This is a genomic window from Arthrobacter pullicola, assembly GCF_014836875.1.
In the GTDB taxonomy this organism is placed as follows: Bacteria; Actinomycetota; Actinomycetes; order Actinomycetales; family Micrococcaceae; genus Arthrobacter_B; species Arthrobacter_B pullicola.
This window is the reverse complement of sequence record NZ_JACSQC010000003.1, coordinates 259,036-280,584: the sequence shown is the minus strand read 5'-3', so window position 1 is coordinate 280,584 and position 21,549 is coordinate 259,036. Positions and strand designations below refer to the sequence as shown.

21 protein-coding genes are annotated in these 21,549 nt (G+C 65.1%); 13 read left to right on the top strand and 8 right to left on the bottom strand.

What is annotated here, in order from left to right; all coding sequences use genetic code 11:
* Positions 1-219: 219 nt before the first annotated feature.
* Positions 220-948 (top strand): polyprenol monophosphomannose synthase, encoded by a 729-nt coding sequence (locus tag H9638_RS07555; RefSeq protein ID WP_191746591.1) that lies wholly within the window; start codon positions 220-222, stop codon positions 946-948.
* A 108-nt stretch (positions 949-1,056) separates the two neighbouring features.
* On the opposite strand, the gene H9638_RS07550 is transcribed toward H9638_RS07555, so the two are convergent.
* From H9638_RS07550 to H9638_RS07535, 4 genes are all read right to left on the bottom strand, one after another.
* Positions 1,057-1,404, bottom strand: coding sequence for an RNA polymerase-binding protein RbpA (locus H9638_RS07550; protein WP_191746590.1), 348 nt, complete (start codon positions 1,402-1,404; stop codon positions 1,057-1,059).
* 231 nt (positions 1,405-1,635) lie between these two features.
* The gene (locus tag H9638_RS07545) at positions 1,636-2,646 is read right to left on the bottom strand and encodes an SPFH domain-containing protein (protein WP_191746589.1); all 1,011 of its coding nucleotides are present in this window, start codon (positions 2,644-2,646) and stop codon (positions 1,636-1,638) included.
* 112 nt (positions 2,647-2,758) lie between these two features.
* Complete coding sequence (locus tag H9638_RS07540; RefSeq protein ID WP_225217142.1) at positions 2,759-3,277, bottom strand: NfeD family protein; 519 nt, start codon at positions 3,275-3,277, stop codon at positions 2,759-2,761.
* 138 nt (positions 3,278-3,415) lie between these two features.
* Complete coding sequence (locus tag H9638_RS07535) at positions 3,416-4,303, bottom strand: putative RNA methyltransferase (protein WP_191746588.1); 888 nt, start codon at positions 4,301-4,303, stop codon at positions 3,416-3,418.
* Positions 4,304-4,388: 85 nt separating this feature from the next.
* Between H9638_RS07535 and H9638_RS07530 the strand changes: the two genes are divergently transcribed.
* A complete protein-coding gene (locus H9638_RS07530; RefSeq protein ID WP_191746587.1) occupies positions 4,389-6,470 on the top strand; it encodes a S9 family peptidase in 2,082 nt (693 codons plus the stop codon).
* A gap of 44 nt (positions 6,471-6,514) precedes the next feature.
* On the opposite strand, the gene H9638_RS07525 is transcribed toward H9638_RS07530, so the two are convergent.
* Together H9638_RS07525 and H9638_RS07520 are read right to left on the bottom strand one after the other, a co-directional pair.
* Positions 6,515-7,156 (bottom strand): peptide deformylase, encoded by a 642-nt coding sequence (locus H9638_RS07525; protein ID WP_404799644.1) that lies wholly within the window; start codon positions 7,154-7,156, stop codon positions 6,515-6,517.
* A gap of 150 nt (positions 7,157-7,306) precedes the next feature.
* Positions 7,307-7,609 (bottom strand): DUF4193 domain-containing protein, encoded by a 303-nt coding sequence (locus tag H9638_RS07520; protein WP_191746586.1) that lies wholly within the window; start codon positions 7,607-7,609, stop codon positions 7,307-7,309.
* Positions 7,610-8,348: 739 nt separating this feature from the next.
* Here H9638_RS07520 and H9638_RS07515 point away from each other — a divergent pair.
* The 9 genes from H9638_RS07515 (at position 8,349) to H9638_RS07475 (ending at position 17,877) form a co-directional block, all read left to right on the top strand.
* Positions 8,349-8,996, top strand: a complete 648-nt coding sequence (locus tag H9638_RS07515; RefSeq protein WP_191746585.1) for a SatD family protein — start codon at positions 8,349-8,351, stop codon at positions 8,994-8,996.
* The gene (locus H9638_RS07510) at positions 8,993-9,847 is read left to right on the top strand and encodes a hypothetical protein (protein WP_191746584.1); all 855 of its coding nucleotides are present in this window, start codon (positions 8,993-8,995) and stop codon (positions 9,845-9,847) included. The genes H9638_RS07515 and H9638_RS07510 overlap by 4 nt, the downstream gene beginning before the upstream one ends.
* 191 nt (positions 9,848-10,038) lie before the next feature.
* The gene (locus H9638_RS07505; RefSeq protein WP_191746583.1) at positions 10,039-11,214 is read left to right on the top strand and encodes an ROK family transcriptional regulator; all 1,176 of its coding nucleotides are present in this window, start codon (positions 10,039-10,041) and stop codon (positions 11,212-11,214) included.
* A 57-nt stretch (positions 11,215-11,271) separates the two neighbouring features.
* Entirely contained in the window at positions 11,272-12,627 is a 1,356-nt protein-coding gene (locus tag H9638_RS07500; RefSeq protein ID WP_191746582.1) for an extracellular solute-binding protein, read from the top strand.
* A 230-nt stretch (positions 12,628-12,857) separates the two neighbouring features.
* The gene (locus tag H9638_RS07495) at positions 12,858-13,694 is read left to right on the top strand and encodes a carbohydrate ABC transporter permease (RefSeq protein ID WP_225217141.1); all 837 of its coding nucleotides are present in this window, start codon (positions 12,858-12,860) and stop codon (positions 13,692-13,694) included.
* Positions 13,691-14,557 (top strand): carbohydrate ABC transporter permease, encoded by an 867-nt coding sequence (locus H9638_RS07490; protein ID WP_191746581.1) that lies wholly within the window; start codon positions 13,691-13,693, stop codon positions 14,555-14,557. The genes H9638_RS07495 and H9638_RS07490 overlap by 4 nt, the downstream gene beginning before the upstream one ends.
* Positions 14,554-16,068, top strand: coding sequence for a glycoside hydrolase family 3 protein (locus H9638_RS07485; protein ID WP_191746580.1), 1,515 nt, complete (start codon positions 14,554-14,556; stop codon positions 16,066-16,068). The genes H9638_RS07490 and H9638_RS07485 overlap by 4 nt, the downstream gene beginning before the upstream one ends.
* Positions 16,065-17,006, top strand: a complete 942-nt coding sequence (locus H9638_RS07480; protein WP_191746579.1) for an ROK family protein — start codon at positions 16,065-16,067, stop codon at positions 17,004-17,006. The genes H9638_RS07485 and H9638_RS07480 overlap by 4 nt, the downstream gene beginning before the upstream one ends.
* An 82-nt stretch (positions 17,007-17,088) precedes the next feature.
* Positions 17,089-17,877, top strand: coding sequence for an SDR family oxidoreductase (locus H9638_RS07475; RefSeq protein ID WP_191746578.1), 789 nt, complete (start codon positions 17,089-17,091; stop codon positions 17,875-17,877).
* Positions 17,878-17,988: 111 nt separating this feature from the next.
* On the opposite strand, the gene H9638_RS07470 is transcribed toward H9638_RS07475, so the two are convergent.
* Positions 17,989-19,044 (bottom strand): alpha/beta hydrolase, encoded by a 1,056-nt coding sequence (locus H9638_RS07470; protein ID WP_191746577.1) that lies wholly within the window; start codon positions 19,042-19,044, stop codon positions 17,989-17,991.
* Positions 19,045-19,297: 253 nt separating this feature from the next.
* Here H9638_RS07470 and H9638_RS07465 point away from each other — a divergent pair, with 253 nt between their 5' ends.
* Complete coding sequence (locus H9638_RS07465; RefSeq protein WP_191746576.1) at positions 19,298-19,645, top strand: UBP-type zinc finger domain-containing protein; 348 nt, start codon at positions 19,298-19,300, stop codon at positions 19,643-19,645.
* Here the strand turns inward: H9638_RS07465 and H9638_RS07460 are convergent.
* The gene (locus H9638_RS07460) at positions 19,620-20,747 is read right to left on the bottom strand and encodes a lysylphosphatidylglycerol synthase transmembrane domain-containing protein (protein ID WP_191746575.1); all 1,128 of its coding nucleotides are present in this window, start codon (positions 20,745-20,747) and stop codon (positions 19,620-19,622) included. The genes H9638_RS07465 and H9638_RS07460 overlap by 26 nt on opposite strands.
* Positions 20,748-20,932: 185 nt before the next feature.
* On the opposite strand from H9638_RS07460, the gene H9638_RS07455 reads away from it, so the two are divergent.
* Entirely contained in the window at positions 20,933-21,526 is a 594-nt protein-coding gene (locus H9638_RS07455; RefSeq protein ID WP_191746574.1) for a TetR/AcrR family transcriptional regulator, read from the top strand.
* Positions 21,527-21,549: the final 23 nt, after the last annotated feature.

The window sequence follows — 21,549 nt, the reverse complement described above, 5'->3', positions numbered from 1 at the left end:
ACTGGGGTGGGTTCAACCGTCAGTAGAAAACAGGTCCGGGATTCCCGGAACTGGCCCGAAGACGGCGGAGCCCGCCCCTTTGCCTGCCCGCTCCTGGCCCGTTCCGGAGGCCGGAACCCCCGCCCGCACGGGGTCCCATATACTGGTTATTCTGCCGCCCATGCGGCAGCCCTCCGAGCCGCGAGCAGCGCGGCTCGTGTTCGTTGAAAGGCCCTTTGCGTGCGCGTTCTGACCATCATCCCCACTTACAACGAGATCGAGTCGCTGCCCAAGACCCTCCAGCGGCTGCGGGCGGCCGTCCCCGACTCCGATGTACTGATTGCGGACGACAACAGCCCGGACGGCACCGGGGACTACGCGGACGAGCAGGCGGCACGCGATCCCCGGGTCCACGTCCTGCACCGCAAGGGCAAGGAAGGCCTGGGTGCGGCCTACATCGCCGGATTCCGGTGGGGTCTGGAGAACGGCTACGACATCCTGGTGGAAATGGACGCGGACGGCTCCCATAAGCCGGAGCAGCTGCCGCTCCTGCTGGAAGCTTCCAAGGCCGGAGCTGACCTGGTCATTGGGTCCCGGTGGGTTCCGGGCGGCTCGGTCGTCAACTGGCCGCTGCACCGCAAACTGCTCTCCCGCGCCGGAAGCACCTACTCCCGGCTGATGCTGGGAATCCGCACCCGGGACATTACTGCCGGCTACCGTGCCTTCCGCAGAAGCACGCTGGAACGGCTGGATCTGGCAGCTGTCGAATCCGTCGGCTACGGCTTCCAGGTCGACATGACTTTCCGGGTCGCGCGTCTGGGCATGACCATTGTGGAAGTGCCCATCACCTTCGTAGAACGCGAGTTCGGCGCGTCCAAGATGAGCGGGAACATCGTTTTCGAGGCCATCGCGAACGTTACCAAGTGGGGTCTGTCCGCCCGGTGGCAGAAGCTGACCGGCCGCGGTTAACGGACATGAAAAAGGGCCGGCTGCCATTTCTGGCAGCCGGCCCTTTTTCCGTCCATCCGGTCCTACCGCGCCGCAGTCCCTGTCCGGAGACCGGGTCCGGCGCCGTGGCTAGGAAGCGGTACGCTCGCCCCGGCGCTCCCGCAGCTTGTCCAGACGGTCCTGGAGGATAACTTCGAGTTCTTCAATGCTGCGGCGTTCGAGCAGCATGTCCCAGTGGGTGCGGACAGGCTTGTCGTTGCTTGTGTCCGGCTTCTCGCCGTCCACCAGCAGTGCTTCCTTCCCGGTCTTGGATACCCAGACCGGAGGAACCTCCGCTTCCGCGGCGAAGGTCACGAACACGCGTTCGCCGTCTTCGCAGCGGTACTCGACACGCTGGCGGGGAGCCGGCTCCACACCGGATTCCGTCTCCATGCTCTGCGCACCCAGACGCATACCCCGCAGGCTACGATCGCTCATTTTCTCTCCCTAAATCAGTTTCGAAGGACCCGTGAAGATCCATCCATAGTGCCCGCTGCGCGTGAACACAGCTGCTAAAGTCTCTTGCCGCACATTCAGGCCCGTCAGGTACAACGCCTTCGCCGCAGATCCTGTTCCCGGCACAGCGGATCAACCGCCCGAACCCGGCAAACAGTCAATTATACCGGGACCACGCATCATCCGTGACCGCTGCAGGCTGCAGTACCGAACCTAAGAGGCGGGCGCTTCACCTTGGCGCTGGTGTCCGTCCACGGGAGAAACAGCTCCGGTGGCGCGGGCGTCAGCCTCTGCGCCTCCCGCCGGCGCGGCCGGTGTGCGTTCCGCGCCGCCTCTGGTGTCCGGCAGGAAGTCGCCGAGCGCGGAACCCACCCCGCGAAGTGCCTCGCCGAGCTCGCTCGGAATGATCCAGACCTTGTTGGAACTGCCTTCTGCCAGCTTCGGCAGGGTCTGGAGGTACTGATAAGCGAGGAGCTTCTGGTCCGGGTTGCCCTTGTGAATGGCATCGAAGACTTTCTGGATCGCCTGGGATTCGCCGTCGGCGCGCAGGATCGCTGCCTTGGCATCACCTTCGGCAGCCAGGATGGCCGCCTGCCGGCGGCCTTCCGCGGTGAGGATCTGTGACTGCTTGGTGCCCTCGGCCGTCAGGATGGTGGCGCGGCGTTCACGCTCGGCGCGCATCTGCTTCTCCATAGAATCCTGGATGGACAGGGGCGGCTCAATTGCCTTCAGTTCCACCCGCGAGACACGGATGCCCCAGCGGCCGGTGGCCTCGTCGAGGACACCGCGGAGCTGGCCGTTGATCCGGTCGCGGGAGGTGAGCGCCTCTTCGAGGTTCAACCCACCGACGACGTTGCGCAGCGTGGTGGTGGTGAGCTGCTCTACTGCGTGGATGTAATTGGCGATCTCATAGGTCGCCGCACGGGCATCGGTCACCTGGAAGTAGACCACCGTATCGATGGACACCACCAGGCTGTCCTCGGTAATAACCTGCTGCGGAGGGAAGGAGACCACCTGCTCGCGCAGGTCCAGCAGCGGCAGCAGCCGGTCCACAAAGGGTATGAGGATGTTCAGGCCCGGATTCAGGGTGCGCAGGTATTTACCGAGGCGTTCGACAACTCCGGCGCGCGCCTGCGGAATGATCCGGATGGACTTCACCAGGACGACCAGGACAAAGATGACCAGGACGGCCAGGATAATCAGCAGAACGATGGTGTTGTTCATATTCCCCCTTGCATTGCGGCCGGATCCTCAGAGGTCCTGCCTGATATTTGCCTCCGGTCGAAACCGGCGGCCTGCGTCCGGCAGGCTGCACCTTCCGGACAGGTTAGGTTTGTCAGCGTCCGGTCAGCCCGTCGTCCTGGCCAAAGGGGCCGGCGGCTTCGGAGCCGCCCGCGGGACGCAGGGGCTCCACGACTGCCGTGGCCCCCTCGATCCTCGTTACCGAGACCTGTTCACCCGCCGGCAGGAGTGAGCCGTCGCCCGACCGGGCCGTCCACGTATCCCCGCCGATCTTGACGGTTCCGGTGCGGGAACCGACGGGTTCCAGCGTCACAGCAGCCTCGCCGATGAGGCGGTCGATGTTGGAGCGCTGGTCGCGGGTGCCCATATTCAGGTGTTTGAGGGCGACCGGGCGGACCAGGACAATCATGAGCAGTGCCACGACAGAGAAAACGACCACTTGAAGGAACAGGGGTGCGGACAGGATTGCCGCAAGCATGGCGGCCAGGGCGCCTGCCGAGAGCATGGCGAAGAAGAGATCCAGGGTGAGGGTCTCTATGGCAGCGAGGCCGAGGAAAAGAACCAGCCAGACCACCCAGCCGTAAGCCACGAGCCATTCGTACACTTCTTGCATGATGCTTCCCTCCGGCTCCACCCATTCCCGTGCCGGGAGTTGCTGGCCGACCGGCTGCGGGCGGAGGAGTATATGCAGGCTTTTGGCTTATTGTGCCTGATCTTGGGCACATTACCTAGGCGGCCCGGCAACGGCGCGTCAGTTGCTGGGGCCGGTGTCATCCCTCGTCAACTGCGCACCGCCGGACTCCACGGCCCGGAAACGCTGGAGCGCGAAAGCCGCGCTGACGTTCCAGGGGAACGCTGCACCATCGAGCGCCGCCTCCAAGGCGGCCGGATCGAGGTGGTGGGCGGAAGGACCCATCAGCGCCGCATTGCGCACATCGGTCCGTGAGAGGGCCATGCTGTATTCCACGTGCTGACTGCCGTCCGGTGCGAAGCCGTCACCGAGGGAACCGGCAACCCGCTCCTCTTTTTCCGGCCCGATGCCGAGCAGTCCGCCCAGCGACCTGATTTCGCTCAGGTGCCCGGGCAGGGGAGTGACGACGACGAGGATCCCCCCGGGGCGCAGCACGCGGCGGAACTCGGCCGGGTTCCGCGGAGCAAAAATGTTGAGCACGGCGTCCGCTGCGCCGTCGGCAAGCGGAAGCCGGCGCCAGACGTCCCACACCAGCGCGTACCCGCGGGGCAGAGCCTTGGCGGCCCGGCGAAGGGCGAACTTCGAAATGTCCAGCGCAACCGTGGCTGATGCATCCACGGCGTGCGCGGTTTCAGCGAGGTAATAGCCGGTTCCGGCCCCGGCATCGACGAGCACCGGGCTGGGTCCAGCCGCCTCCGCCATGGCAGCCACCCCTTGCGCCAGCGGACGGTAGTGCCCGGCTGTCAGGAAGTCCGCCCGGGCCTGCACCATCCCGGCGCTGTCTGCCTGAAACTTGGTTCCCGCCCCGGTCAGGAGGTTGAAGTACCCCTGGCGTGCCGCGTCGAACCGGTGCCCGGAAGGGCAGCCCAGCTGACGCCGCTCCCGGTGGGGAAGTAGTGCCTCCTGACAAACAGGGCAGGTCAGCAGGGCGTTGTTTGCGGAGGGCATAACCCAATCCTAGGCCGCGGACTCCTCCCCGCGCGCTCCGGTGCCGGCTCCGAAGCACCATGGGCAGCTTGCTAAGCTCGGAACCGTGAAACCAAGTGACCTGGATCTCCTGAACTCCGTCTCCGAACCGGCAATCCACCCTGACGGAAGCCGCGCCGTCGTCTCCGTCCAGCGGCCTGACTTCTCCGCAGATGCCTATGTGGGGCAGCTGTGGAACGTCAGCCTGGCCGGCGGGGAACCGCAGCGGATATCCCGCGGTTTCAACGACGCTGCGCCGCGCTTTTCCCCCGACGGAACGGTCCTAGCCTTCCTGCGGTCCGATCCGGGCGGCCGTCCGCAGCTCTTCGCCATGCCGGCGGGAGGCGGCGAGCCGCTGCAGCTGACCGATCGGCGGCTCGGCGTCTCCTGGTTCCGGTTTTCGCCCGACTCGGCCCGGATCGTCTTCTCCTCCCGGGACCCGGAGCACGGCCGCTACGGCACGGTCGACGGCGTTCCCCCGGGCTCGGAGGACCCCCGGCTCATCACCACCTTCAATTATCGGATGAACGGTGCCGGGTACTCGCGGGACAAACGCGTACAGGCGTTCGTGCTGACCCTGCCGGATCTCACCGATGAGCCCTTCATCAAACCGGCTGGCCGGGCCGCGGCAGCCGACGGCGCTCCCGGCACCAGCGGCCGAACTGGTCTTCCCGAGGTGCTCCAGCTGACCGACTGCGACGCAGATGCCCTGAACCCGGTGTTCACAGCCGACGGCACGCACGTGTTGTTCAGCGCAGCCCTGCACGCGGAGGCTGACACCGATCTGGTGACGGATGTGTACGCCATTCCGGCCGGCGGCGGAGCCGGGCCCCGGCGCCTGAGCAACCTCGGCACGGGTACACGGCTTTCCGTATCCGATCCGGTTCAGAGCCTGGACGGAAAGTGGCTCTTCTATCTGGGCCAGGACCTGGCGGAAACCGGCCGTGACTTCGTGGCCCGCAACACCGCCCTCTACGCCGCACCTGTCCTGGACCCGGCGTCCCCGGTCCGGCTGACAGATCCCTCTACGGTGGACCTGGCCGGCGGCGGAATTGTTCCGGACGGCGCTGATGCCGCCCTGGTCCTGAACCTCAGCCGGGGCAGCAGCGAACTCCTGCGGGTGAATGCCCGCGGCGCGGTCAGCACGCTGGTCTCAGGGCCCCGGGTGGTCACCGGCGCCGCAGCGGCGGATTCGGGCACCGTCGTCGTGACCTTCACGGATCCAAGCACGGCCGGCGACGTTGCCGCCCTTGATCCCGCGGCACCCGGAAATCTTCGGAAGCTGACCGATTTCTCCGCCGCGCTGCGCAGCCGGACAACGGTGCGGCCGCCGCAGGAGGAAACCCACCTCTCCGCGGACGGCTATCCGGTCCACGGCTGGGTGGTGCTTCCGGAGGGCGAAGGCCCGCATCCGGTGCTGCTCAATATCCACGGTGGCCCGTTCTCCCAGTACGGTTGGGGGCTCTTTGACGAGGCCCAGGTTTATGCCGCTGCCGGCTATGCCGTGGTGATGTGCAATCCACGCGGGTCCTCCGGTTACGGCCAGGAGCACGGCCGCGCCATCAAGGAGGCCATGGGCACCCTCGACCTGCAGGATGTGCTGGGCTTCCTGGAGGGTGTGCTTGCGTCGCACCCGGAACTTAATGCCGGGCGCCTGGGCGTGATGGGCGGGTCCTACGGCGGCTACCTGACCGCCTGGACCATCGCCCAGGACCACCGGTTCACCGCCGCGATTGTCGAGCGCGGATTCCTGGACCCGCTCTCCTTCATTGGCTCCTCGGACATTGGCTGGTTCTTCTCCGAGGCCTACACCGGAGCAGATCCGGAGCGGGTGCTGGCACAGAGTCCGTTCGCACAGGTTGACAAGGTCAAGACCCCGGCGCTGGTCATCCACTCCGAAGAGGACCTGCGGTGTCCCGTGGAGCAGGCGCAGCGGTATTACACGGCTTTGAAACTCCGGAATGTTCCCACTGGACTGTTGCTGTTTCCGGGGGAGAACCACGAGCTTTCCCGGACCGGGACTCCCTGGCACCGCCGCCAGCGTTTCGAACACATTCTGGCGTGGTGGGCGCGCTGGCTGCCCACCGCAGCGAACAGCACGGAAGAGTCAACGGCCGACGACGGCGAACCGGCCACGGCGGGCGTCTAGCCAGAGCCGTTCCCGGCGCCTCCCGCAGCCCGGTGCGTGCTGGGCTAGAAGCCCAGGACGCGCCGGGCTTCGCTGATTCCCGGCGCCGCCCAGCGCGCATACTCGGCATTGGAACACAGGGACCGTGTAAGGACCTTGTCCACATAGACAATGCCGTTGAGGTGGTCGGTCTCGTGCTGGACGATCCTGGCCGGCCACCCGTGGAACTCGCGCCGGCGGGCGGTGCCGGCTTCGTCGTCGTAATCCAGCCCGACGGAACGGTGGCGGACCACCACGCCCTGGTACCCCTCGAAGGAAAGGCATCCCTCGTAGAACGAGGCCGTACGGTCATCCAGTGGCTCGTAGCGGGGGTTCACGATGGTGAAGAACGGAAGGGGAGTACGCTCCCGGATTTCGGCTGACTCCGGGTCCGGAACGAACCCGTCTTCCAGCACTGCAAGCCGCAGCGGGATACCGATCTGCGGGGCCGCCAGCCCCACTCCGGGCGCGTCGTGCATAATCCGCCGCATCAGTTCCACCAGGGCGGCGAGCTCATCCGTCTCCAGCTGGCCGTCGAAGGGGACGGCCGGGCGGCGGAGCGCCGGGTGTCCCAATTGGACGATGGGAACTAGTTCCTGCTCCAGCATGGGCAGGACAAGGCTGCGGATGGCGGCAGCAGATTCGGCTGGGCCGGGTTCAAAGATCACGGATCCATCCTAATGGCCGCCGGGTTTCCTGCTGCTGGACTTCTTCGGACGCAGTACCCCAGGGGAGACTGGCCCAAAGCGGACCGGAAAAAACAGGCCCGGGCATTTCTGCCCGGGCCTGTTTTGTGCACTGTGTGCGGGGGAGTGCCGCTAGCCTTCGCAGTCCACGCAGTACTTATCGCCGTTCTTCTCCCGTGCCACCTGCGAACGGTGACGGACGAGGAAGCAGGACATGCAGGTGAATTCGTCAGCCTGGGCCGGAACGACCTTGATCAGCAGTTCTTCACCGGAAAGGTCAGCGCCCGGCAGGTCGAAGCCATCGATGGCGTCAGACTCTTCGACATCGATAACCGCCGTCATCGCTCCGCCGCGCTGCTGGGCTTTCAGTCCCTCCAGCGAGTCGGTGGGCTGGTCTTCTTCCTTGACGCGCGGGGCATCGTAATCGGTAGCCATTTGTAGTGCTTATCTCCTGAATTTGTGGGGGGTTCGAGCGTAGATCATATAGGTGAAGCTGCCGATCACACCAAACGGCGACTCTCTGTGAGCCATATTCGTCCGAATAAGGCCTGCCTGTGACCAAGCTGCCTGCCGGGTGCGTCCGGCGGTGCCGCCGGACGGCTTGCCGGGGAGCTGGCCACGGTGTCGTTCCGCGGTACGACTCTCTCCAGCCGCAGGTCAACGCCCGGTATAACGGCCCGGCACACCGAAATGTTCCCGCAGGGGATGGTGTGCATTATGTAAAGCTGCAAACCGCACCCAACCTGCGGCGGGGGACGTTATGTCAACTCAAATCGATAGGGAGCGCAGTCTCGGGCGAGAGCAAAAACACGTGAGGTCCTCACGCGGATTCCGCCGCCTGGAAACGGTCTGCCAGGCAGTGCTGTCCGGCAGAGGGTGGCTGGAGTGTTCCCAGGCTTTACTGACAGGCGTCCGGAGAGCGAAAACCAGAGCTGCGGAAAGGTTGGTACAAACGGCAGCCGGGGGTGGCCTGAGCCACTTTCAGGCAGCATTCCGTTGCGCCGATAATCTACATTATGTCAACTAACATTCTGGAAGCCTCCCCTGAGTGACTGCGGGGGCTCCATGTAACAGTGTCCGCCGCTCTCGCCGGGCGCTGCACACCGGAAGGTTTCATCAGAAACTTGCGCAGAAACGCTTATATTTGTGCCCAAATAAGCTATATGCTTATGCGATGCCGGACTCCGTGATCGCACTCATCGTCGACATTGTGAAATCGCGCGAACTCAGCGACCGGGTCGGCGCGCAGCGCTCCATCCGCGAGGCGTTCGGGCAGGCGCACGGCGCCCGGCCGATATACCGCCCGCTCTGGCCCACCGTCGGCGACGAGTTCCAAGCCGTATTCCACACCCTGGGTGATGCCCTGCTGACAACCACGCTGGTACGCCTCCTTCTTCCGGAGGGTGTGGACTGCAGATTTGGACTGGGACGAGGAATCACGTCTGACGTCGACGAACAGGCTCCGGGAGCTATTCAGGACGGGCCAGCGTGGTGGAATGCCCGGGAAGCCATTGAAGAAACGCATCGCCGCGAGCATGGCGCGGACCCCTATCTGCGGTCCTGGTTCGCTTCGGATGATGCTGGAGCCGCCGGTGAGGTGTCGCTGGTCAACGGTTTTCTGCTGCTCCGGGACGCGTCAATCAGTTCGATGCGTCCGCGCGACCGCCGCATAACTGCCGGTGTCCTGCTCGGGGTGTCCCAAACGGAACTTGCGCGGCGGGAGAAGATTACCCAGTCGGCTGTTTCGCAGAGCCTGCGGCGCTCGGGTGCATCGGCGCTTCTGGCGGCGCATCAGGAACTGGCAAAGGGCATGCTGCGGTGATCGGCTCAACCCTTTTGCTGATGGTCGGCCTGGTGGATATCGCCGGCGGGCTGCGCCTTGGCCGCACCTTGCCCGGCAGGCTGCTGTTCCTCGCTGCCGTGTCGGTGCTGGTCATGACCGGGCTTGGCATCCCCTTCCTTGCCGCAGCGGCCTGTGGAGCCCTTGCCTTTGGCTGGACACTCAGCATGCCTGCACCAAAACCGACGGAAGGCCGGCTGGACGGCCCCTCCCCCGCCGTCCCCCGGCTCTGGCCTGTCATCGTGCTGTTTGTCCTGGTTTTCGGAATCACCGCTTTTGACCGGACGGCCCAGTCGGCATCAGGTTTCCTCCTGGATGCCTACTCCCTCACGGCCCTGGAATCTGCGTCGTCCGTCTCCGTGGAAACCGTCGTAGCCGCTGCTGCTGTTGCCGTCTTCCTGACCAGAAGCGCAAACATCGTCGCCCTTGCCGCACTGGGCCGCGCCCACCAGGACGACACCCGCCCTGGGAATAGCGGGAGAGGTGAAGCGAGCCCTGCGGCAACACAACAGCCCAACGTCTGGGAGTTGGTTATCCGCAGCAGGCAGGTGGCCAGCGTCCGCGCCGGCGAAAAACCTGCCCGTGGTCCAGCTCTCAAGGGCGGCCGTCTCATTGGTCCGATCGAACGCCTGCTCATTGTCGTCCTGGCTTTCGCCGGAGCACCACAGATCATTGCCGCACTCGCAGCCGCGAAGGGCGTTGTGCGGTTCCCGGAAATTGCAGAAGACCGGGGAACGGGCTCCAAAGCGGAGGAATTCCTCGTGGGCAGTCTTGCCAGCTGGACACTGTCGGCCCTCGCCGTGCTCTACCTGGCTCTCGTCCACAACGGCTAATAGTCAGCTTTGTATTAGCTCTAAGCTAATGGTTGGCGCGCCTATCCACCCACGTAGCGCCCGTTTCCCCGCTGAATGTGCACGGAGGGACTCCCAGGGTCACAGCACCCCACCCTCTCCCGTCACGCTGAATCAGAATCTCCTGCCGGAAACCCTTGTCAGGAGTTTGTTTGTAAACCATACTTTCAAACATGTTGCTCCCAGAATTCCCGGCCGGCTCCCCCGCGGCACCTACGCGCTCACGGCTCACCCGGCCCGGGTTCCAGCCAGAGTCCAGGGCACTGCCAGGTCATGCGCGGAGCCACAACCTGGCACTGGTGCTCCAAACCCTCTACCGGGACGGGGAACTCAGCCGCGCTGACCTTGCCCGGGAACTTGGTTTCACCCGGGTGACTGCTTCGGATCTCGTCGCGGAACTCATCGCCAACGGGTATGTCGTCGAACGCGGACACCGTGAGGAAGCCCGGCCCGGGAAACCGGCGATGCTGGTGGACATCAATCGAAGCGGGCTGCAGATTGTCAGCCTCGACCTCGCCGAGCACTCGGTATTCCGGGGCGCGCTCCTGGATCTGGACGGCAACGTACTTAAACGCTGCGAGGTCCATCGGGCCGCCGGCCCGGGGGAAGGCACCCTCGAAGAAACCATTTCGCTTCTTAGCCAGACCCTTCAGCTGGCTACCGCACCCGTTCTGGGAGTCGGGGTCGGTTCCCCGGGAGTTGTCGACGCCGACGGAGTCGTCCAGTCCGCACCGAACCTGGGCTGGTTCGGCGTTGACCTGCGGGCAGTTCTCTCCGGCGTTTCCGGCCTGCCGGTCACGGTGGGCAACGATGCGAACGCGGCGGTGCTGGCTGAAAGCGCTGTTTCCAACTCCTCGAATGACCTGATGCTGATCAAAATTGGCCACGGTGTCGGTTCAGGGCTGGTGGTCGGCGGCCGGCCGCTGCTGGGCAGCCGTTTCGCAGCCGGAGAGATCGGGCACGTCACCGTTGGCACCGACGGCGGAGCCCGCTGTGTCTGTGGGAAGACGGGCTGCCTCGAAACATGGCTGTCCGTCCCGAACCTGGAAACCGCACTCTCCGGCAAAGACGGCGCGCAGCGCCAGACAGTCCTGGCCGCAGCGGGCCAACGGCTGGGCATTGCCCTTGCGCCGATAGTCGGAGCGCTGAACCTCTCCGAGGTTGTCCTCAACGGGCCACCCCACCTTGTTGACGGCCCGCTGCTCGACGCGGCCGCACAAACACTCCAGGAGCGGACGCTGGCCGAATTCACCAGCGGCGTCAGTTTCCGGAGATCCACCCAAGGCCAGGACATCGTCCTGCGCGGAGCCGCAGTGATGGTCCTTTCAGCGCAACTTGGAGTTGCCTGACCCGGGCCCCGCAACGAACGCATGCCCGGTATTTCAATGACGAAAGGGAAGCTTCACATGAAAAGAACCTACAAGGCTCTGGCACTCGCCACGGCATCCGCGCTGATGCTCTCGGCGTGCAGCTCGGGAGCCGCAGAAACCGACTCGAACGACGCCGCCGCTGACAGCAGCCAGGAAATCACGCTGTGGCTGGCGGGCGGCGACACCAACGATGAACTCCGTGAGTACTTGAAGACAACCTTCAAGGAAGAAACAGGAGCCACGCTGGTCATTGAGGAACAATCCTGGGGTGACGTCGTCACCAAGCTCACGACCTCCCTGCCCGACGCGAACAACACTCCCGACGTCGTCGAACTGGGCAACACCCAGTCCCCCACCTTTACCAACGTCGGCGCGTTCGCCGATATCTCGGACATGTACGACGAGCTCGGCGGAGACGACCTGCTTCAGTCATTCGTCGAGGTCGGAGCGGTGGAAGGCGCCAACTACACCCTGCCTTACTACTTCGGCTCCCGCTATATGTTCCAGCGGAAGGACCTGTGGAGCGAAGCCGGAATAGAGCAGCCTAAAACCCTGGACGAATTCAATGCGGCTGTCCAGGCACTGGCCGCCGCCAACCCCCGCGGAATCGACAACTTCTCCGGCTTCTTCCTGGGCGGCCAGGACTGGCGCAACGGCATCTCCTGGGTCTTCGCCAACGGCGGCGAGCTGGCACGCAAGGACGGCGACCAGTGGGTGTCCGCTCTCGCTGACCCCAACACCATCACCGGCCTGACGCAGCTGCAGGAAATCTACCGGAACGCGTCGAAGGCACCCGCCGATGCCAAGGACGTCACCCCCTGGCTCTACATCAATGACGCCGATGAGATCCTCGACGACGATGGGAATCCCACCGGCAGCACTTCCCTTGCCGCTGCCACCATCATGGCTCCGGGGTGGGCCAACGGTTCCATCGGCGATCTGGGAACCGGCGAAGACGGCAAGCCTGCCCGCATTTGGAACGATGAAAAATTCGGCGCCTTTGCACTTCCCGGCAATGACGGCAAGCCCGCTCCGGTCTTCGCCGGCGGCTCGAACATCGGAATTTCCGCAGCATCAAAGAACCAGGACCTGTCAAAGGATCTCCTGCGGATCATCTTCTCCGAGGAATACCAGACGATGCTCGGTGGTGCGGGACTCGGCCCCGCCAACCAGAACTACATGTCCAGCCTCGGCGACGATCAGTTCGCCAAGATTGCGGTGGAGGCGGCATCGAATTCCAAGCTAACCCCCGCGGCCCCGGGCTGGGCGGCAGTGGAAGGCGCATCGATTCTCGAAGAGTTCTTCGGCAAGATCGCCGCCACAGACGACCTCAAGTCCCTGGCCGAGGAGTACGACGCGAAAATCACTCCCATGCTGAACGCCAAGGGCTGACAAGAGTTCAGTGTGCGGTGCCGGGCTGTAGCCTGGCACCGCACACCCTTTCTGTCGAACCCGGCTCAAACTCAGAAGGAGGCAGGTTTGTGACGGCTGTCCATACCCCGCCTGTTGCCAGATCGAATGCTGCAGCTGGACCTGATGCAGGTCCCGGGCGGCGCTCCCGCCGCAGGATCCGCCGTGGCTGGTCCGCGCCGTATATTCTCCTGATCCCGGCGGTTCTTGTCTTGGCCGCAGCATTGGGATACCCCCTGACCTGGCAGGTCATCACCTCTCTGCAGGAGTTCGGCCTGGCCCAGCAGTTCGGCCAACCGCCGGAATTCGTTGGTCTGCAGAACTACATCCAGCTCTTGACTGACAGCTATACCTGGGCCGTTGTTGCCCGTTCACTCATCTTCTGTCTGGTCTGTGCCGGCGCCACCATGGCGGTCGGCATAGCGCTGGCCCTGCTGATGAAACGGGTCACCAAAGTTATTCGGAACATTCTGCAGATCGCTTTGCTGCTGGCCTGGGCCATGCCCGTCGTCGCTGCCATGACGGTTTGGATCTGGCTCTTTGACTGGCGGCGCAGCATCGTGAACTGGCTCCTCACCCAGGCCGGGCTGGACTTCCAGGGCTACAACTGGCTGGCCGCTCCCCTCACCTTCTACCTGGTCGCGGCCATCATCGTGATCTGGATGAGCGTGCCGTTCGTTGCCTTCAGCGTCTACGCCGGCCTGACCCAGGTCTCAGACGAGGTAGTGGAAGCAGCTCAGCTGGACGGGGCCACCGGCTGGCAGCGGCTTATCCACATCATGCTCCCCATGATCCGGCCGGTCCTGGCCATCGTCATGCTCCTGCAGGTCATTTGGGACCTCAGGGTTTTTACGCAGATCAGAATCCTCCAGGACGTGGGATCCGTTCCCAGCGAAACCAATCTCCTGGGCACCTACATCCATCAATTGGGAACCGGATCAGGAGATTTCGGCATGTCCAGCGCAGTCTCAATTTTCATGCTGGTGCTGACACTCAGCATCAGCTGGTTCTACGTTCGCAGAATGATTCGAGAGGACGGTGCAGCATGAGCGTGCTCCCCGGAACCCGCCGCCGCCGGCCACCGGCAATCGCATCGTGGCTCTGGGGCACGGTAGCGGTGTTCGCAGCTGCGTGCTGGGCCTTCCCCGTCTACTGGATGCTCAACTCCGCATTCCTTCCGAACGTGACCCTGCAGTCCGCCACCCCGACATTCACCCCGTTTGGCGGCTCCTTGGACAACTTTTTGGCGGTGACCGCCTCCGGGACTTTCTTCTCAGCCCTCGGGATCAGCCTGGCCGTCACCTCCATCACCGTGGTTTGCTGCCTGCTTTTCGCGTTCTTTGGCGCCTTAGCCATCAGCCGGTTCCGGTTCTGCGGCAGGAAGGGCTTTGTCCTGGCACTGCTGCTGGTCCAGATGCTCCCGGCGGAAGGGCTCTTCATTGCGCAGTACAAGATGATGGCAACTGCGGACCTGCTTAATTCGGTGATCGGAATCAGCGTCCTCTACATCGCCGCTGTTGTTCCATTCACCATCTGGATGCTTCGGGGCTTCGTCACCGGTATTCCGGTGGAGCTTGAGGAAGCCGCGATGGTGGATGGACTAACCCGGACCCAGGCGTTCCTCCGGATCACCTTCCCCCTGCTGGCTCCTGGCCTTATTGCCTCGGGCGTGTATGCGTTCCTGCAGGCCTGGAACGAGTTCACGGTGGCCCTTGTGGTGATGACCAGCGATTCGTCCAAGACCATCCCGCTCTGGCTCCGGGGGTTCCTGCAGTCCAGTGCGAGCCGGGAGACGGATTGGGGCCAGGTCATGGCGGCGTCCACACTGGTTGCCGTCCCGGTAATCATTTTCTTCCTGCTTGTCCAGGGCAGGATGAGCAGCGGTTTGGTCGGAGGAGCGGTTAAAGGATGAGCGCCACCGCGAACCTCCAAGCCCTGGAACCCCGGAACATCCGCGCCCTGGTGGCCGGTTCCCTGCTTCCCGGTTTTGCCGGGTCCCGGCTGCCGGACTGGGTTGCCGGGGAACTCAAGTCAGGACTTGCCGGAGTCTGTCTCTTCGGCAGCAATATCGAATCGGGCACCCAGCTTCAGGAACTTACCAGCGCGATCCGCCGCGCGAACCCCGCTGCGGTCATCGCCATCGATGAAGAGGGCGGGGACGTCACGCGGCTTCATTACAACACCGGATCGCCGCACCCCGGCAACGCGGTCCTCGGCCGCCTGGACGACCCCGGCATGACGTTTGCCTCGGCGGCCGCGATAGGCAATGAACTCCGCCGCGCCGGCTGCACCCTGGATCTGGCACCGTCGGTGGACATCAATTCCAACCCCGGCAATCCTGTCATTGGGGTTCGCAGCTTCGGGGACAACGCGCCGCTGGCCGCCAGCCATGCAGCGGCCTGGGTACAGGGACTGCAATCCACCGGCGTCGCCGCCTGTGCCAAGCACTTTCCAGGCCATGGAGACACTGCCCAGGACTCGCACCTGATGCTCCCAACCGTCGAGGCAACACCGGGTGTTCTGGCTGAACGTGAGCTGGAACCGTTCAAAGCCGCCATCGCAGCCGGAACCGCGTCCATCATGACGTCCCACATTCTGGTGCCTGCCCTGGACCCGGACAATCCCGCCACGTTCTCTACGGCAATTCTCCAGGGTCTGCTGCGGGAACAGCTCGGCTTCACCGGTGTCATCGTCACCGATGCCCTGGACATGAAGGGAGCCAGCGGCGGTATCGGCATCCCCGCAGCTGCGGTCCGCGCCCTGGCAGCCGGGTGCGATCTGCTGTGCCTGGGCTCGGATACGGGCGAAGCTCAGTTCAACGCCGTGATCACCGCAGTTGCTGAGGCCCTGCGCTCGGGGGAACTTCCGCTCCGGCGGGTTGAAGAAGCCAGAACCAGGTCCGCCGGGCTTTTGAACCTCCTCCCCCGGGATATCCGGCCCGCTGAAGAACTGTCCGGACACCCTTCCGGGTTACCGGTGAACCCTGCCCGGGCCGCTGCCGCGTTCCGCCTGAATACCCGGGCACGGAAGTGGCTGCGCAGCAGTGCACACCCCTTCGAGCTTCACCAGCTTTCCAGCACCGCCAACCAGGCCGTGGGCAGCGTCCCGTGGGGTCCCGCGTCGCTTGAACCGGACTGGAATCCGGCAATTGCCGTGCGGATCGTTGATCCCGGCCACCGGTTGCCGGCCCATCGAGCCGGCACCCGGATAGCTCTGGTAGGGCGGAATCTCCACCTGCATCGGCAGAGCATGGAGCTGATCAGCAACCTGCGCCGGCAGGACGTGGACCTGATCGTCGTTGAGATGGGGTGGCCCTCCGCCGACCCGGGTATTGCTGATGCCTGCACCTTCGGCGCTTCCCGTCTCGTGAGTACAGCGCTGATGCAGCTGCTCACGGGCAGGCTTCCGCAGGGGGTGGAATGAGACTCGGAATAGATATCGGCGGTACCAAGACCGAAGCCGTAGCAATGGCCGGGGGTGAAATCCTGCACCGGTTCACCGTGCCCACCGGCCATGGCGCAGAAGCGGTGGTGCGATCCGTCATGGACGCCGCCGAAAAGGTGCGCGCCTCGTGTGGTCAACCGTTTGATGCCTTCGCTTCGATCGGCGCGGGCATCCCCGGGCATGTTGATCATCACACCGGCACAGTCTCGCATGCAGTAAACCTCGGATTCGAGGAACTGGACCTCGGAGCGCTGCTGGCCGCCCGCATGGGCGCCGTCGTGCACATCGACAACGATGTAAACGCTGCCGCCCTGGGGGCGCACAGATGGGTGGGGATCGCCACCGGGCAGAGCACTGACCTCCTGGCCTACCTCAACCTCGGAACCGGTCTGGCGGCCGGCCTGGTGCGGGATGGCACAATCTGGCGTGGAAGCAACGGAGTGGCCGGCGAAATTGGGCATATCCCGGTTCGTCCCAACGGCGTGCTCTGCGCCTGCGGACAGCGGGGATGCCTCGAAACACTCGCATCCGGTTCGGCAGTTGCCCGCACGTGGCCCGTGTCCCTCCCCGCCCATGCACTCCTTTCCGCGGCAGGACGCGACCCCGCAGCAGCCCGGGCACTCGACGATCTCTACGAGGGCGCTGCCGCCGCCGTCCGGATACTGGCCCTCACCACAGGCGTCCGAACGGTGGTTGTGGGCGGTGGGCTGACCGCCCTGGGGACTCCGCTCCTGACGGGTATACGGCGGAGCCTGGACAAAACCGCCTCAGAGTCCAGATTTATCGCATCCCTCGAGTTACCGCGTCACGTCCAGCTGCTGCCGCGCAGCTTTCCCGCCGCCGCCGTTGGCGCGGCACTCATCGGCTCCACCCGCATCCCGGCCGCCGCGGACCTGCCGCTGGCTGCTTCCGGGTAGCACCTGATCATGGACCCGCGCACCACGGCAACAGCCACAAACCCCCCGTATACCACAGCCGGGGCGGGAGTAGGCTCGAAGTATGACAACACGTACTTATATCGTCACAGGGTCCGCTTCCGGCATCGGGTCAGCCACCGCTGAACTGCTCAGGGAACGCGGCCACAAAGTCATCGGCGTCGATCTGCGCAACGCAGACGTTGAGGCGGACCTCAGCACTCCCGAAGGACGGCAGACCGCCGCCGACCGGGCAGTGGAGGCCGCCGGCGGCTCGGTTGACGCCGTTATTGCCTGCGCCGGTATCTCCGCGCCCATCCCCCTGACCGTGTCCGTGAACTTCTTTGGCGTCACCGAGTTCCTGGACCGGCTGGCTCCCGTGCTGGCCCGCAGCGAGGCGCCGCGCGCCGTCGTCGTCAGCTCCATGGCCTCCCTGCAGCCGAACTCCCCCGAACTCGTGGATGCCATGCTCGCCGGCGACGAAGCCATGGCGCGGCAGATCGGCCAGAAGCTGGCTGACCAGGGCCCCCAGATCGGCTACCTGAACTATCCCTCCAGCAAGCGCGCCCTCAGCCGCTGGGTACGCCGGGAATCCATCGGTGAACGGTATGCCGGCAACGGGATTCCGCTCAACGCCGTCGCACCGGGCACCGTCCTCACCGCGATGACCCGTGAACTGCTGGCTGCGCCGGAAGGCGCCAAGATGGTGGATGAAAACGTCCCCATGCCCCTGAACGGGCACTCGGAACCGGTGGTAATCGCCCGCCTGCTCGCCTGGCTGGCCAGCGAAGAGAACACCCACCTTGCCGGACAGACGATCTACTGCGACGGCGGCGCTGATGCCTCCCTGCGCGGCGACGACATCTGGTCCTAGATACAACGCTGCGGCGGCCGCATCTCCACGGGAGTGCGGCCGCCGCAGCGTTTAAGCACTCCCGGAACCGGTGCTGTGTCCCGTCGGCAGACACGAGGACAATTCGCAGGCCTACGCCGCGGCCTCCAGCTCGGAGCGTACCGGGACCGATTGCCCTCCCGTCACGGTATCCAGGAACCTCAGGGTGTCCGCCAGCACCATGCGGGAATCCTTGAGCTCCAGCTTGAACTGATACTCGTGTCCCAGAGACGGCTTGTGGTCCTTCGGCCAGAACCGGCGGACCACCTGCACACCCAGCTCCTCCAGCCTGTCTGCCAGCGGCTTGGACTGCTGCTCGGTAAGGTAGTCGGCGTTGCCGCCGGAGATAAACGTCGGCGGAAAATCCGGATTCACGTGGTCCAGGATGGACATGTGCTCCGCGGCAGGGGTGCGTGCCCAGTCCTTCTTGCCGGTATATGCCCACAACGCGGTCCGGAATCCCCAGCCCACGGCGCCTTTCAGCCGTGCCATCGCTTTGAGATCGTAGACTCCGCAGAACAGCAGTGTTCCGAGCAGATGCTCCCGCGCGGCGGCTGGAACGACGCCGGTACGCCGGGCATACTCCGGGTCAGTAATCATCAGCGCCAGCTGCGCCGCCAGCTGCGCTCCCGCCGAGTCCCCGGCCAGCACTATCCGGTCGGGATCGATGCCGTAATCCGACGCATGTTCGCGCAGGTAGGCCAGCGCGCTGTTCAGCTCGGTCACGGCCTGGGGATAGTTCGCCTCCGGGGATATTGAGTAACCGGCGCCCACCACCGCGTACCCATGCGCGGCCAGGATCTGCAGATAGGGGGCCACATTCTCCTTGGAACCTGAAATCCAGGCGCCCCCATGCACCCAGACAACAACGGGAAGCGGACCGCCGCCGGCATTCTCGGGCAGGAAAACATCAAGGGTGGGACGTTTGGATCTGCCGAGATAGGGCAGGCCGCGGTGGGCCCTGACTCCCCCGGCCCGAACGTGCCTGCGCAGGGTGCTCAGCCGGACCCTTCCCCCGCTGGAAAACACCCCGCGGATGAAGAAAGCCGACGGTCGTGGGTCTTTGTGGATAACAGCTGCGGCAAGCGTGCCGGCTGCGGCCACAGCTCCGGCCATGAACCCCGCTGCCGCGAAAGGCAGGTTCCTCATATTTTCAGGGTAGGACGCGGCGGAAGTCACCCTGCGGGCTCTCCCGCGGCCCCGGGCGGGAGGCAGCGGCTCCGGGTGGGGAGGTTCACGGACCGATGTGCCGCAGCAGACAACTTCCTGGCGCTGCAGGACGGTGCGGGCAGTTTTATCCCGGCACCCTTCAGCGCCCGGCGCAGAGTCGATAGCGTGGGGACAAGTCACCGCGCCGCCTTCCACGGCTGCGGCTGCGTCTGATATCCCTGAGGAGCCACAGATGGAATCCATTCAAGGCATCAATCCGGCTGTGCCGCCCAGCGGACCCGGCTGCGCCGAGTGCCTGGGGCAGGACGGCTGGTGGTTCCACCTGCGCCGGTGTGCCGAGTGCGGGCACGTGGGCTGCTGCGATTCGAGCCCCTCGCAGCATGCGTCGGCGCATGAACGGGCAACAGGGCATCCGGTGGTCCGCAGTTTCGAACCCGGTGAGGACTGGTTCTACAGCTATCCGGAGCAGGCCATGTTCGAGGGCCCGGACCTCGCCCCGCCGCAGGCACACCCTGACAGCCAGCCGGTGCCCGGTCCAGCCGGGCGTGTACCGCCTAACTGGATGAGCCTGCTGCACTAGCTGTACCGGCATCACCAGATGGATCCGCTCCGTTGGGTGTACCGGCTGCCCTGGGTGCACCGGCCGCCCGGCGTCCCTGCGGGGACGTCCGGCGCAGCGGCCCCATCCGCAGCCACAGCCACGCCAGGCCGCCAGCCGGTATCGGGAGCCAAAAGTTGAAGATCCGCCAGGACAGCACACCCAGGACGGCGGCAGAATTCGGGGCGCCGAATCCCACCAGGACAGGCACCAGGACCCCTTCGACCAGCCCAAGCCCGCCGGGAGTCAACGGTGCCAGGGCCACCAGGTTGCCCAGCGCATAGGCGATCAGCAGTTCCCCCGGTGCGAGCACATGCCCAAAGGCGGCCACAAAGGTCCACAGGCACGCGGCGTCGAAACCCCAGTAGCTGACGGCCAGCACCAATGCCCGGGCCAGCCGCCCCGGGTCCTGGCGGAACATCGCTGTCTCCGCCGCCATGGTCCGGACGAAATTCTCCGCCGAGTCCGGCTTGACCACCTTGACCCAGCCGGCAACCCGGCGCGCCGCCCGCACTGCTCCGGTCAGGCGGCGGTCCAGGACAGAGAGCACCAGTCCGCTCACCGCCAGCAGGAGCAGGACGACGACGCCGGCAGTGACGAAATACCGGTTCACCCGAACCTCGCCCAGTGCGCTCAGCATCCCAACGGCAAAAAGTGCGCCGAGCACCAGGTTCGCGCCTACCACCTGAACCATCGCGGCACTCAGTGCATCCTGGGGCCGTACACCTGCCCGCGTCAGGAGGCTGTACCGCACGGCCGCTGAGGTGGTGCCCCCTCCGGGCACGACGTGGTTTACCGCCAGGTCGCTGAGGTCTATCCGCAGCAGGGTGAAGTAGCGCGGGCGCCGCGATCCGGGCAGCACCACCCGGGTCAGGGCGCTGTAGGCGCACAGGGACAGGATTTCCAGGCCGGCAGCCGCACCGAGGAGCACCGGTGAGAGTCCCGTCAGCGCCCGGAACACATTGTCCGAACCCACAAGCTGCGGCAGGACCACATACTCGACGATCAGCAGCAGCACGACGGCGCCAGCCAGCCAGCGCGCTGTCCTGGAGCCGCGCAGACGGAGCCAGATTTCGCGCAGCACGGTCATTCCTCAAGCACAGCAGAGCCCGCGCCTGCGTGCCAGATTACGCCAGGGAAACCCATGGGCATGGCGTTGCTACAGTTATGGTTACCCACGATCACGATGTCCTCCATCACTGCGACAGGGTTGTTGAGATGGTGGACGGCCGGCTGGCCTGCTAGAGAATGCAAGAACAGGAGGGCCCGTTGCCCCGCATCACTGCCCCGACGGTCGCCGAGCACCGGGCGGCACAGCAAAGGGCACTCCTGGACGCCGCCAGGACCCTCCTCGCCAAAACGGGTGAGGCCCCCAGCATGGCCGAAGTTGCCGCACTGGCGGGCCTCGCCCGCCCCAGCGCCTACCAGTACTACAAGTCCCGCACCGACCTGCTGAACGCCCTGGTGCTCGATGTCTTTCCGCGCTGGGCGCGGCGGGTGGAAGATGCCATGGCCGCCGAGGAACAGCCGGCCGACAGGATCCTCGCCTATGTGCTGACCAACATTGCCCTGGTGGCCGAGGGTGAGCATGCAGTCGGCAGCGCCCTCGCCGCCGTGGCGCCGAGCGAGGAACTGGATGCCCAAAGCAACCGGATGCACCAGCAGCTCCTCGATCCCCTGGTCAGCACGCTTGAGGAAATGGGTGCCGCCGATGCCGCCAGCACCGCCGCACTCATTAACGCAATAGTCCACACCGGGACCCGCCTGCTCGAAGCCGGCATCCCGCACGAACAGGTGCGCGCACGCGTTTACGAACTGCTGGGTCCCTACGTCCAGGCCCATGGCGGACATCCAAAGCACTAAGCACTAAGCACTAAGGACATCAG